This window comes from Streptomyces sp. NPDC006296, from assembly GCF_040613235.1.
GTDB lineage: Bacteria > Actinomycetota > Actinomycetes > Streptomycetales > Streptomycetaceae > Streptomyces.
Window position 1 is genome coordinate 30,947 of sequence record NZ_JBEXRT010000051.1, and the last position, 12,247, is coordinate 43,193.

Here is a 12,247-nt window from a genome sequence, read left to right on the forward strand (position 1 = left end):
CACCGCCTCCTCGGGTCCGCCGGAGCACCGGCCCCGGCGTCCGTCCGGGGCCGCCCGAACGGCTCTACCGGAGAGTAACGAGGCACGGGGGCCCGCTCAAGCACCCCGCGCGCCGACCGGGCACCGCCTGCCCGCCCCGCCGGGCACCCGGGCACGGGCGGGACGCCGGTGGACACGCGGGGCGGGCGTACGCCTCCGGGAGGCGGCTGCCCGGCGGCCCGCTCTACGGGCGTACCTGGATCTCGCCGATCCCCGTGCCGAGGCCCGCGCAGTGGGCGGTCGACTGCCCGGACTCGCCCGGCCCCAGGGTCACGTGGTCACCGTCCACGTCGGGCGACCAGCCGCAGACCAGGTGCACCCAGAAGGTCTGGGTGGCCGAGCCGTTGTTCCTGCAGAGCGCGTACCCGGTGTGGTCGTCGACCGCGTGCTTGCCCGTGTCGCACGACAGGCCGGGCGGGGTGGCGGGGGCGAGGGCCGGTGCCGCGGTGGCCGGCACGGCGAGTGCGACGGCCAGACCGGCGGCGGCCGCCCCCTCGGCGAGTGCGCGTACGGCGTTTCCCCTGATCGGCTTCTTCATGTCTCCCCTTGGTCCCGGTGAACGCCCGGTGGGTTGCGGTGCTCCTCGCGGCTGCACTCCCCCGCGGGCCTCGCGGAAAACAGCGCCGAACCTCACCCTCCGTACTCCGCCCGCGGGCCGGACGCCGGACCTGCCCGCGGGGCCGCCCGGTCCGCTGCCGGGGCGGGAGCGGCACGTTCACCCCGACGGTGAGGGCGCCCCGCACCGGCTGATTGACCGGCCCGGACGGGGGCGCCGCGCGGACCTCGACGCTCCGGCGGGAGCGGCCGGGAAGCGGGGCGGTGGTCCTCACCCCCGGTCACCGCCGGTCCACCGGGCAGGCCCCCGGGTGCGGGCGTACGCTCGCCAGGGGGGACGGATCACGCTCGACGTGCCGCTGCACGGGACGTTTCCGAGGAGGCGCGGTGACAGGACAGCGCATCGCCACACGGTCCGCCGCCTGCGCGGCGGTCGCCCTGCTCGCCGTCACGGGCGGCACGGTGGCGCACGCGGACGACGGCATCGAGTCGCTCCCCGCCCGGCAGATCGCCGACCGTTCCCGCGACGCCCTGCTGGGCGTCGGCTCCGTGCATCTGCGGGCCCGGGGCGACCTGGGCCGCGGCCGTCCCCCGATGACGGTCGACCTCGGGCTGGACCGTAGCGGCAACTGCGCGGGCGGGGTCGACCTGGGCGAGGGCGAGGGCACGGTGCGGATCGTCAAGCGCGGCGACTCGGTCTGGCTGAAGCCGGACGCGGCCTTCTGGAAGAACGAGGTCCCGATCGGCGGCTCGGCCTTCGCGTCGGTGCTCGCCGGGCGGTACATGAAGGGCTCGGCCTCGGACTCCCGGCTGCGGCCCGTCGTGGACGCGTGCGATCTGGACACCTTTCAGAAGCTGGTCTCCGACCACGCCGACACCAATGCGGGCACCTACACCAAGGGAAGGGTGACGACGGTCGACGGGGTGCGCACCGTACCGGTCACCAGGACCCTGCACGGACAGGAACTGACGGCGTACGTGGACACCGGGGGCCGGCACTACCCGGTGCGGATCACCGTCCGGGGCGACGGGGCGGACGCGGCCGTGGACTTCTCCGGCTTCGGTACACCGGTGCCCGCGGCCACGCCGTCCCCGCAGGACACCGTGGACATCAACGCCGTGCTCGGGCGGGCTCCCGCCCAGTCGTGAGGGAGCCCGCTGCGGCGCGGTCGACGCGTCAGCCGGCGGCCGACCGGCCGGTCCCCCTCTCGCGCAGGCCGAGGCTGAGCAGGGTGTGGAGGACCAGGGACGAGGCGAGACCGACGGCCCAGCCGTAGTCGGCGAGCGGGGCGAGGACGGGGATCAGGCCGTCCGTGGGGAACGGCCCCTGTGCGGCGCCCTCGGCGTCGACGGTCGAGGAGGAACCGCCCACCGCGAGGACGCCGCCGACGGCGAAGGCCACCACCGCGCGCCAGTTCCAGCCGCCCGTGTACCAGTAGCGTCCGCCGGGACGGTAGAGGTCCGGGAGGTGGAGCACGGTCCGGCGGACGATCCAGTAGTCGGCGATCAGGATCCCGGCCACGGTGCCGAGCAGTCCGCCCACCAGGCCGAGCCAGGTGAAGATGTACAGCTCGGGCGTCCCGGTCAGCTTCCACGGCATGATGAGCACCCCGACGACCCCGGTGACCAGGGCGCCGGTGCGGAAGTCGATGAACTTCGGGGCGAGGTTGGCCAGGTCGTACGCCGGTGAGACGACGTTGGCCGCGATGTTCACGGAGACGGTCGCCACCAGCACGGTGACCAGCCCGAAGAGCAGACCGAAGACGTTGTCGGTCTTCGCGACCAGCTGCACCGGGTCCCAGATCGTCTCCCCGTACACGGCCTGGGAGCCGGAGGTGACGAAGACGGAGAGCAGCGCGAAGAAGGTCATCGTGGTCGGCAGCCCGAGCGACTGGCCGCGGATCTGGGCGCGTTGGCCGGCGCCGAAGCGGGTGAAGTCGGGGATGTTGAGGGAGAGCGTGGACCAGAAGGCGATCATGCCCATCAGGGAGGGGAAGAAGACCGGCCAGAAGTCCGCGCCCCAGCCGAGGGCGGACGGCTGGTCCAGGAGCGGCCCGAAACCGCCGGCCTTGACCGCGACCCAGACGAGCAGGGCCACCGCGCCGACGAGGACGAAGGGCGCGGCCCAGTTCTCGAAGCGGCGCAGGGTGTCCATGCCCCGGTGGATGATGGCGAGTTCGAGTGCCCAGAACAGCGCGAAGCAGAGCCAGAGCGTCCAGGCCTGTCCGCCGATCTCCGCGGCCCCCGCCCAGCCGCCGAAGATCTTGCCCAGCAGGGTGAAGATCCCGACGCCGCCGATCCAGGTCTGGATGCCGAACCAGGCGCAGGCGACACCCGCCCGGATCAGGGCCGGCAGGTTGGCGCCGCGCAGCCCGAAAGAGGCCCTGGCCAGCACCGGGAAGGGTATGCCGTACTTGGGTCCGGCGTGCCCGGTCAGCAGCATCGGTGCCAGCACGATCAGGTTCGCCAGGGCGATCGTGAACACGGCCTGCTTCCAGTCCATGCCGAGCGCGACGAGGCCGGAGGCCAGCAGCCAGGACGGGATGTTGTGGGCCATGCCGATCCACAGCGCGGCGAAGTTGTACGTCGTCCAGCGGCGCCTCTCCAGGGGCACCGGCAGCAGGTCGTCGTTGACGAAGCGGGAGTCCTCGGGGACCGCCCCGGGGGCGAGTTCGACCCGGCCCGACGGGTCGTCCGCCGGCGCGCCGGACGGGGAGGGCGGTACGGGTGGGACGGTTGCGGTCATGGTGGCGTGACCCTTCGCTCGGATGAGGTGCCGTGCGGGGCGTGGGCGCGTGGTGACGGGGCAGCCGCTGCGGGGTGCCGAGGTCAGGCGGACAGGGCGGGGACGACCGTGGAGCCGTAGGCGTCGATGGTCGCCTCCCGCGCGTCGTGCATGGCGTAGACGGCGAACTGGTCGACGCCCAGATCGCGCAGGGCCCGGAGCTTCTCGATGTGCGCGTCGGCGGGCCCCAGCAGGCAGAAGCGGTCCACGATCTCGTCGGGCACGAAGGCGGTGTCCGGGTTCCCGGCGCGGCCGTGGTGGCTGTAGTCGTATCCGGTGCGCCCGGCGATGTACGCGGTGAGCGCCTCGGGCACGAGCGCGGAGTGCTCGCCGTACCGGGAGACCAGATCGGCCACGTGGTTGCCGACCATGCCCCCGAACCAGCGGCACTGCTCGCGCGCGTGGACCAGGTCGCCGCCGACGTAGGCGGGGGCCGCGACGCAGATGGTGACGGAGTCCGGGTCGCGGCCGGCCGCCGCCGCGGCGTCGCGCACCGACCGCACCATCCGCTCGGTGAGGTAGGGGTCGGCCAGCTGGAGGATGAAGCCGTCGGCCTTCTCCCCGGCCAGGGCGAGCGCCTTGGGGCCGTACGCTCCCATCCAGACGGGCAGCCTGCCGTCCTTCACCCACGGGATCCGGACCGGCTGTCCGTCGACGACGGCCTCGCGCCCCTCGGCGAGGTCCCTGATCACCTCGATGGCCTCCCCCAGCCGGGCCAGGGTGTTCGGTCTGCGGCCCGCCACTCTCATCGCGGAGTCGCCGCGCCCGATGCCGCAGACGGTGCGGTTGCCGTACATGTCGTTGAGTGTGGCGAACGTGGAGGCGGTGACCTCCCAGGTGCGGGTCCCCGGGTTCGTGACCATCGGTCCGACGATCAGGCGGTCGGTGTGTTCGAGGATCCGGCTGTAGATGACGAAGGGCTCCTGCCACAGCACGGCCGAGTCGAAGGTCCAGCCGTAGCGGAAACCGTTCCGCTCGGCGCGGCGCATGAGTCCGACGACGTCCGATGCGGGCGGATCGGTCTGGAGGACGAGTCCGAAATCCATACAGATGCTCCTGGTCCGGTGCTGGCGGGGAACGCGGGTGTGCGGATGCCGGAGCCGCGGCCGGTGCGGCGTCCCGGCCCTGCGGCGCCCCGCCGCCCGCGAGGAGGGCGGCGGGGCGCCGCAGGGCTCAGCGGAGCGGGCCGGTGCCGCGCGGGAGGTAGGTGCCGTGGCCGGCGCGCCCCACGTAGGCGCGGTCCTCGATCACCGGGACACCCCGCGACAGGACCGTCCTGACCTGCCCGGTCACCCGCTTGCCCTCGTAGGCGGAGTAGTCGACGTTCATGTGGTGGGTCGCGGCGGAGATGGTCTGCTCGGCGGCGGGGTCGTAGAGGACGACGTCCGCGTCGGAGCCCGGGGCGATGGTGCCCTTCTTGGGGTACAGCCCGAACATCCGGGCCGGGGAGGCACAGGCGATCTCGATCCAGCGCCGGCGCGAGAGGTGGCCCTCCACCACGGCCTGGTGCAGCAGGTCCATCCGGTTCTCCACCCCGGGCAGGCCGTTGGGGATCTTCGAGAAGTCCTCCCGGCCCCTCTCCTTCTGGCCCGAGAAGCAGAAGGGGCAGTGGTCGGTGGAGACGACCTGGAGTTCGTCGTTGCGCAGACCGCGCCAGAGCGCCTCCTGGTGCTCCCGGGGGCGCAGCGGGGTCGAGCAGACGTACTTCGCGCCCTCGAAGCCGGGTTCGGCCAGCTGGTCCGTGGAGAGGAACAGGTACTGCGGGCAGGTCTCGCCGAACACCGGGAGCCCCTGGTGGCGGGCGGCGGCGATCTCGGCGACGGCTTCGTCGGCGGAGACGTGGACGACGTACAGCGGCGCCCCCGCGACCCGGGCGAGCTGGATCGCCCGGTGCGTGGCCTCGGCCTCCAGCGCCACCTTGCGCACATCTCCGTGGTGGCGCGGGTCGGTGCGCCCCTCGGCGAGCGCCTGTTCGACCAGGACGTCGATGGCGATGCCGTTCTCCGCGTGCATCATGATCAGGCCGCCGTTGCCGGAGGCCTGCTGCATGGCGCGGAGGATCTGCCCGTCGTCGCTGTAGAAGACGCCCGGGTAGGCCATGAACAGCTTGAACGAGGTGACGCCCTCGGCGACCAGGCGGTCCATCTCCTTGAGCGAGGACGCGTTCACGTCGGAGAGGATCATGTGGAAGCCGTAGTCGACGGCGCACCTGCCGTCGGCCTTCGCGTGCCAGGTGTCGAGCCCCTCGCGCAGCGAGCGCCCCACGGTCTGGATCGCGAAGTCGACGATCGTGGTGGTGCCGCCCCACGCCGCGGCCCGGGTGCCCGTCTCGAAGGTGTCGGCGGCGTAGGTCCCGCCGAACGGCATCTCCATGTGCGTGTGCGCGTCCACACCGCCCGGGACGACGTACATCCCCGTGGCGTCGATGCGGCGGTCGGCGGTCCAGCCCGCGGCGGCGTCGGTGCCCTGGGCGGCGAGGGCGGCGATGCGTCCGCCCTCGATGAGCACGTCGGCGTGGATCTCGTCGGACGCGGTGACGACGAGGCCGCCGTGGATGACGGTGCGGCTCATGTGTCCCTCCTCGCAGTGGCGGAACCGGCCCGCTCGCACGGGCCGGGTGCGTGATGACGTACGGGACGGGGTCCGCGCCGCGGCGGGGACCCCGCGGCGGGGTCCCCGCGCTCAGACCGCCGCGTGCAGCGCCTCGCCCAGGATCTCCGCGCCCTGCTCGGCCTCGGCGACGGTCAGCGACAGGGGCGGCGCGATGCGCAGCACGCTGGTGTTGTGGCCGCCGCCCTTCCCGATCAGCAGTCCGCCGGCCCGGGCCGCCTCCAGGACGGCGGTCGCGGCCTCCGGATCGGCCTCGTCGGTGCCGGGCTTCACCAGCTCGATGCCGATCATGAGACCCCGGCCGCGCACCTCCCGCACGGCGGGCGAGCCGGCGGCGACCGCGCGGAGCCGTTCGGCGAGCAGTCCGCCGACCCGCCGGGCGTTGCCCTGGAGGTCGTGCTCCAGCAGGTAGGAGAGGTTGGCGAGGCCGGCCGCCATGGTGACCGGTGAACCCCCGAACGTCGAGATGGAGTTGGCGTCGAGGCAGTTCATGACCTCCGCGCGGGCGACGACCCCGCCGATCGACATGCCGTTGCCGATGCCCTTGGCGAAGGTGAGGATGTCCGGCGGCCCGTTCGACGCGTGGGCCTGCCAGCCCCAGAAGTGGTCGCCGGTGCGCCCCCAGCCCGTCTGGACCTCGTCGGAGATCCACAGGATGCCGTGCCGGTCGAGCACTTCGCGGAAGGCCGCGTACAGCCCGTCGGGCGGTGCGGTGAACCCGCCGACCCCCTGGACGGGTTCGGCGATCAGCGCCGCCACACCCCGGGTGTGCCCGAGCAGGTCCTCCAGGTCCGCCACACAGGCCCTGATGAAGCGCTCGTCGCTCAGCTCTGCGTAGGGTCCCCGGGTGCGGACCCCGCCGTGGACGTACAGCGTCTGCAGGGGCGACAGGCTGGTGGTCGACCAGGACCGGTTGCCGGTGATGGAGACGGCCGAGAACGACCTGCCGTGGTAGCTGTTGCGCATGGCCAGGATCTGGTTGGACGCACGGTGGGCGGTGGCCAGCAGCAGGGCCGCGTCGTTCGCCTCGGTGCCGGAGGTGGTGAAGAAGACCCGGGCGTCGGGGATGCCGGAGAGGGCGGCGATCCGCTCGGCGAGCTCGACCATGGGGCGGTTGAGGTAGAGCGTCGAGGAGTGGACGAGGCGGCCGGCCTGCTCCGAGACGGCCTTGGTCACCTCGGGCAGGGCGTGTGCGGTCATCGTGGTGAGGATGCCGCCGAAGAAGTCCAGGTAGCGGTTGCCGTCGGCGTCCCAGACGTGGCGGCCCTCGCCGTGGGTGAGTTCGAGGGGGTGCCGGTAGTACAGCGCCATCCATGCGGGGCTGACGGCCAGGTGCCGCTCGTGCAGTCCGGTCACGGCTGCACCAGCCCGTCGTACGCGTCCGGCCTGCGGTCCCGGTAGAACGCCCACTGTCGGCGGACCTGCTCGATCATCTCGAAGTCCAGGTCGCGCACGAGGAGTTCCTCCTCCTTGTCGCTCGCGACGTCACCGACGAACTGTCCTCGCGGATCGACGAAGTAGCTCGTGCCGTAGAAGTCGTTGTCGCCGTACTCCTCCCGGCCGACGCGGTTGATCGCGGCGACGAAGTACTCGTTGGCGACGGCGGACGCGGGCTGCTCCAGCTGCCACAGATGGCTGGAGAGGCCCCGGGAGGTCGCGGACGGGTTGTAGACCAACTGCGCTCCGTTGAGTCCCAGTTGGCGCCAGCCCTCGGGGAAGTGCCGGTCGTAGCAGATGTAGACGCCGACCTTGCCGACGGCGGTGTCGAAGACCGGCCAGCCGGCGTTGCCCGGCTTGAAGTAGTACTTCTCCCAGAAGCCCTCGACCTGCGGGATGTGGTGCTTGCGGTACTTGCCGAGGTAGGAGCCGTCGGCGTCGATCACCGCCGCGGTGTTGTAGTAGAAGCCGGACTGCTCCACTTCGAAGACCGGCACGACGACGACCATGCCCGTCTCGCGGGCCAGGTCCTGCATGCGCCGTACCGTCGGCCCGTCCGGGACCGGTTCGGCCCAGCGGTAGTGCTCGGGCTCCTGGACCTGGCAGAAGTAGGGGGCGTTGAACACTTCCTGGAAGCCGATGATCCGAGCACCCTGCCGGGCGGCCTCACGCGCGTGTTCCTCATGTTTGGCGATCATGGATTCGGTGTCGCCGGTCCAGGTCGCCTGGACGAGTGCGGCGCGTACGACATGGGACATGAGCTGCTCCTTCGACGCGGCGTCAGAGAGAGCCTCTGTGTTCTCTACGCCCGTAGACACGGGGCGTAGGAGGAGAACGTAAGCCCCGTCACACAGCGGGGCAAGACCATCGCCGTGAACCGGCTGAGTCGATCATGTTTCATACCCGAGCGGTCCACACCCCTCCGGAGGGCCCCGGAACCAGTCCGCACAACGCCCCGTACGCGGACTGGACGAAGGGCGCGAGCGGGGTCGGAGCGGTGTTCGTGAGGGCCACGAGCGCGGTGTCCGACGCGGGGAGGAATCCCGCGAAGGCGGTGAAGCCGCGGGTCCCCCCGGAGTGGTGGACCAACGGCCCGTCCGGGCGCGGGCGGAGGTTCCAGACGAGGCAGAGCCGGGACCCGGTCCTCGGCACGACCAGCCGGGGCCGCTGCACCTCGGCCAGGGCGGTGCGCAGCACGGGGCCCGGGGCGGTGTCCGGGTGCAGCAGCAGGGTCAGGAGGCGCAGCAGGTCGCGGGCGCTGGAACGCACGGCCCCGGCCGCGACCAGCCCGGGCATCAGCAGGGCGGGGCGCGGGCGCCCGTGCCAGTGCCCGGTCGCCTGGGGGCCGTTGGCCGAGCAGTCCGTGTCGAGCAGGCCGAGCGGCCCGGTGACGCGCTCGGCCAGCAGGGCGGCGTAGTCACCGCCGGTGCCGCCCGCCGCCCGGGCGAGCACATGACCGAGCAGGCCGCCGCCGAAGTTGGAGTACTGCACCCGGATCCCGGGGCTGTGCCGCAGCCGGGTGCGACGCAGCGAGGCGAGCAGGTCGTCCTCGTGGAACCCCGCGTAGGGGTTGCTGAGCCAGCCGCTGCGGACCGCCCGGGCGAGGAGTCCGGGGGGCAGGCGCGGCAGCCCCGAGGTGTGGGTGGCCAGGTGCAGGAGGGTGAGCGGCGGCCCGGGCAGCCGGAACGGCAGGTAGCGGTCGGCCCGGTCGCCGTAGCGGACCTCGCCCCGGGCGGCGAGCTCCGCGAGCAGCAGGGCGGTGAACGTCTTGGTCAGCGAGCCCGTCTCGAAGCGGGTGTCCGGTCCGGCCGGTCCGCGGCACAGCACCACCCGCTCGGTGCCCCGCACCGCCGCGACCGCCGCCGCCGGACCGCGGGCGGCCGTCAGCAGCGGCCGCAGGGACGCGGTCAGCGGCGGCCGGGTCACGCCCTCACCGCTGCCCCGCCGCCCTGGCGAGCGCGACGGAGCCGGCGACGGCCGCCACGACGACCGTGTGCTGGTGGTCGGTGAACCGCTGCTGCGGGTCGTCGTCGACGGGATCGCTGTCCCGGGGGACGAGTCCGTCCTCGTGCTGGAGCGCGGCGAGCGCCTCCCAGTCCTCGGCCCGGCAGTACGGGTCCTCGATCGAGGCGCCGACGACGAGCAGTTCCGCGACGAGGTCCCACTGCCCCACCTCGCGCCAGACGTCGATCCACACGGGGAGCCAGGTGCGCACGTAGTCGGCGAGCTCGGGCGGCAGCCCGCCCGGGTTCCCGCCCCAGTCCGTGAGGTGGAAGACGGTGTGGGTCACCGCGTAGGCCGTGATCCAGTTGACCGCCCACGGTTCGGGCCGGGCACCGAGCCAGGTGGCCGCGGCGAGTGCGCCCATGTCCTCGGTGTGCCGCAGGCCCACGATCCGGGCGGCGTTGGCCACGGCCAGCCGGCGGTTGGGCAGGACCTCGACGCTGCCGGCCGACCGCATGCGCGCGCGGTGGGCGAGGAGCTGGTCGAGCCCCTCGTGCCGGTAGCCGCAGCGGACGAAGGGCGCGTACATCTCCAGGGGGTCCGTCATCAGGGTGTGGCGGAGCTGGCGTTCGTAGATCATGTCGCCGCGCCTGAACTGCTCCCAGGTGAAGTCCATGAGGCTCTGGGCGGCGGCCAGCCGGCCGGCGCCCGCGACGCCGTCGCGCAGGATCAGCGAGGCCGCGAGCGTGGTCTCCCCCAGGGGTTTGTAGACGCTGTCCGGATCGGCCATGGTCTCGGTCGTGCCCGGGGGCAGCCCGCCGAGGTCCCGGTTGGCGTGCAGCCACGACAGCGCTCGGTCGGCCATGGTGCGGGCCGCCCGGGTGACCGGCTCGGGGATCGTCGTCGTCATGGGCGTGCCGTCTCCTTGGGGGCCCCGCCGGGCCGCTGGTCGAGGAAGTGCCGGGCGATCGCCAGGTCCAGGGCGGTGCGCGGACCCGCTCCGCCCACCAGCCAGGCGTGCTCGGCCGCGATGTCCGGATCCAGGGGGAGCTCGGCCCCCTCGGACTGCAGGAGGGCCAGCCAGCGGACGAGACGCACGGCGGTGGGGAAGTCGCGGCGCAGGATCGACCGGCTGACACCGCGGCTCAGCGACAGCGCACCCGCACGGGCCGCCTCGTGGACCGCGCCGTCCAGCCCCGGGGTGGCGAGCGGGGCCAGCTGGGCCATCCGGACGCACCAGCCGCTCCAGTCGTCGGAGCGCGCGAGGGCGGTGCCGTCGGGCGGCGCCGAGGCGAGCGTCCGCAGGGTGTCGTCGCCGGAGAGCCGGGCGAGCAGGGACACGGTGGCGTGGTCGCGGTGGGCGACCGCGGGCTCCTCGGAGGAGCCGGACGCGGGGAACGCGTCGAACGCCTTGGCCACGACGGCGGCGTCCTGAGCCTCGAAGGGTGCGTCGTGGAGGAGGTGGGGGCTGAAGACGTCGGGCCCGAGGACGCGGACGGCTGCCAGGGCCGCGAGGGTGTCGGGGGCGTCGTCGACGTGCCGGGCCAGCTGCACAGCGCCCCCGGTGCCGCTGAGGGCACCGAGGACACTGGCTGCCAGGGCGTCAGCCGCCTCGGCGAATGCGGAGTGGGAACTCACTTGCCCCGGGGCTCCTTCGGCTCCTTGGGAGACAGGAGGAGGAGTGCGAGCAGGAAGCCCGCCGCCTCGGGGGTGTAGAGCGGGGCGTCGCTGACGGTGGCTTCGGGCTCCGCCATCAGGGCGCTCAGCGTCGTGGTCTGAGCCGGTGTCGCGGTGAGAGCGAACTCCTGGGTGAGCATGGTTGCCTCCACATCACTGGGGGGACATGTACCACTTGTGTGGTGATGCCGCGTCCGACGATAGGGGGTTCGTCCGGATTTATCTCGCCAACCCCATGAGCACTGGCGACGTGTACACACCACATGCCGCAGAGCCCGGCGGACCGCCCCGCCGGGCCGGGGTTCCCGGACCCCCGATCTCCGGTTCCCGGGACCTCGGCGGCGCCCGGCACCGGGGGGCGGACCTGCCTCGGGGCGCCTGGCCTCGGACAGCGTGCCCCGGGGGACTGCGCGCCGGGGCCCGGGTGGCCCGGGGGCTGCGCGCCGGGGAGCCCCCGCGTGGCGTGACCCCCGCGCGTCACGGATCCGTGGCAGCGGCATCGGCTTCGCGCGGGCCGCTCCCCGGGACCACGCCGGTGCCGGCCGACCGACCGCCCCCGGGCCCGACAGGACCCGGGTCCCGACAGGACTCAGGCCCCGGCCAGGCGCGGGCCCCGCCGGGCGTGAGGCGGGTCGGGGCGGTCACGGAGCCGCGATGCCCGCCACCCGCAGCGCGTGGACCAGGTCGCGCTCGCGGGCCGTGGACACCTCGCGGGCCGCGGCGAGCAGACGGGCGGCCAGGTGGCGCGGTCCGCCCCGCGCGATGCCTGCCGCCTCCTGCGGGGTGCGTACGCGGACGAACGCGCCCAGCAGTGCCCGCGCCTCGGGTTCCAGGCCGGCCCGGTCGAGGGCGACGACGGCCTCGGCGACCTCGTCGGCCGGCCGCGCGGCCCCCTGCCGCAGCAGCCGCTCCCCGTCGCCGGTACGGCCCGCGACGGTCAACGCACCTGACACGGAAACGAGTTCGAGAAGCGGGAGGGAGGCCACCTCCCACAGCAGGGTCGCCCAGTCGGCGTCGAGCCCCGCCCCGTGCAGGGCGGCGGCGAGGACCGGCAGATGCCCCGCGGGCCATCCGGCCGCTTCGCAGAGCACACCGTGCGCCTCACCGCTGCGGCCGTCCGCGCGCAGGCGGACGAGCAGCGCGACGGCGGCCTCGGCGGCCCGGCGTGCGGCGGGGTCCGGTTCCGGCGCGCGGGGTACC

At 73.6% G+C, this 12,247-nt stretch carries 11 protein-coding genes and 1 pseudogene; 1 reads left to right on the top strand and 11 read right to left on the bottom strand.

Features of this window, described 5'->3' with window-relative positions:
• Positions 1 to 223 precede the first annotated feature (223 nt).
• Positions 224 to 577 carry a hypothetical protein gene (locus tag ABZ172_RS26855; RefSeq protein WP_356887349.1) on the bottom strand — a complete coding sequence of 118 codons (354 nt, stop codon included), beginning with the start codon at positions 575 to 577 and terminating at the stop codon, positions 224 to 226.
• Between the two features lie 404 nt (positions 578 to 981).
• Here ABZ172_RS26855 and ABZ172_RS26860 point away from each other — a divergent pair, with 404 nt between their 5' ends.
• Entirely contained in the window at positions 982 to 1,743 is a 762-nt protein-coding gene (locus tag ABZ172_RS26860; protein WP_356887351.1) for a hypothetical protein, read from the top strand.
• 28 nt (positions 1,744 to 1,771) lie between these two features.
• Here the strand turns inward: ABZ172_RS26860 and ABZ172_RS26865 are convergent, their stop codons facing one another.
• From ABZ172_RS26865 to ABZ172_RS26910, 10 genes and pseudogenes are all read right to left on the bottom strand, one after another.
• Positions 1,772 to 3,340, bottom strand: a complete 1,569-nt coding sequence (locus ABZ172_RS26865; protein ID WP_356887353.1) for an NCS1 family nucleobase:cation symporter-1 — start codon at positions 3,338 to 3,340, stop codon at positions 1,772 to 1,774.
• 83 nt (positions 3,341 to 3,423) lie between these two features.
• Positions 3,424 to 4,425, bottom strand: a complete 1,002-nt coding sequence (locus ABZ172_RS26870; protein ID WP_356887355.1) for a TIGR03842 family LLM class F420-dependent oxidoreductase — start codon at positions 4,423 to 4,425, stop codon at positions 3,424 to 3,426.
• A gap of 127 nt (positions 4,426 to 4,552) precedes the next feature.
• Positions 4,553 to 5,950: a dihydropyrimidinase gene (gene hydA / locus ABZ172_RS26875; protein ID WP_356887357.1), complete on the bottom strand. Its 1,398-nt coding sequence runs from the start codon at positions 5,948 to 5,950 to the stop codon at positions 4,553 to 4,555.
• Positions 5,951 to 6,061: 111 nt separating this feature from the next.
• On the bottom strand, positions 6,062 to 7,345 hold the full coding sequence (locus ABZ172_RS26880; RefSeq protein WP_356887359.1) for an aspartate aminotransferase family protein: 1,284 nt from the start codon (positions 7,343 to 7,345) through the stop codon (positions 6,062 to 6,064).
• Positions 7,342 to 8,184, bottom strand: a complete 843-nt coding sequence (locus ABZ172_RS26885; RefSeq protein ID WP_356887361.1) for a nitrilase-related carbon-nitrogen hydrolase — start codon at positions 8,182 to 8,184, stop codon at positions 7,342 to 7,344. Before ABZ172_RS26885 ends, ABZ172_RS26880 begins: the two co-directional genes overlap by 4 nt.
• A gap of 139 nt (positions 8,185 to 8,323) precedes the next feature.
• Complete coding sequence (locus ABZ172_RS26890) at positions 8,324 to 9,352, bottom strand: serine hydrolase domain-containing protein (protein WP_356887363.1); 1,029 nt, start codon at positions 9,350 to 9,352, stop codon at positions 8,324 to 8,326.
• Between the two features lie 4 nt (positions 9,353 to 9,356).
• Positions 9,357 to 10,280 (bottom strand): hypothetical protein, encoded by a 924-nt coding sequence (locus ABZ172_RS26895; RefSeq protein WP_356887365.1) that lies wholly within the window; start codon positions 10,278 to 10,280, stop codon positions 9,357 to 9,359.
• A complete protein-coding gene (locus ABZ172_RS26900) occupies positions 10,277 to 11,008 on the bottom strand; it encodes a hypothetical protein (protein WP_356887367.1) in 732 nt (243 codons plus the stop codon). The genes ABZ172_RS26895 and ABZ172_RS26900 overlap by 4 nt, the downstream gene beginning before the upstream one ends.
• Positions 11,005 to 11,187, bottom strand: a complete 183-nt coding sequence (locus ABZ172_RS26905; protein WP_356887369.1) for a hypothetical protein — start codon at positions 11,185 to 11,187, stop codon at positions 11,005 to 11,007. Before ABZ172_RS26905 ends, ABZ172_RS26900 begins: the two co-directional genes overlap by 4 nt.
• A gap of 501 nt (positions 11,188 to 11,688) precedes the next feature.
• A pseudogene (locus tag ABZ172_RS26910) lies at positions 11,689 to 12,247 on the bottom strand (hypothetical protein); the annotation flags it as partial.

What these genes read in the sequence shown, in the direction of transcription:
- ABZ172_RS26855 (WP_356887349.1), bottom strand. Translation starts at nt 577, where the DNA reads ATGAAGAAGCCGATCAGGGGAAACGCCGTACGCGCACTCGCCGAGGGG.
- ABZ172_RS26865 (WP_356887353.1), bottom strand. Translation starts at nt 3,340, where the DNA reads ATGACCGCAACCGTCCCACCCGTACCGCCCTCCCCGTCCGGCGCGCCG.
- ABZ172_RS26870 (WP_356887355.1), bottom strand. Translation starts at nt 4,425, where the DNA reads ATGGATTTCGGACTCGTCCTCCAGACCGATCCGCCCGCATCGGACGTC.
- hydA (WP_356887357.1), bottom strand. Translation starts at nt 5,950, where the DNA reads ATGAGCCGCACCGTCATCCACGGCGGCCTCGTCGTCACCGCGTCCGAC.
- ABZ172_RS26885 (WP_356887361.1), bottom strand. Translation starts at nt 8,184, where the DNA reads ATGTCCCATGTCGTACGCGCCGCACTCGTCCAGGCGACCTGGACCGGC.
- ABZ172_RS26895 (WP_356887365.1), bottom strand. Translation starts at nt 10,280, where the DNA reads ATGACGACGACGATCCCCGAGCCGGTCACCCGGGCGGCCCGCACCATG.
- ABZ172_RS26905 (WP_356887369.1), bottom strand. Translation starts at nt 11,187, where the DNA reads ATGCTCACCCAGGAGTTCGCTCTCACCGCGACACCGGCTCAGACCACG.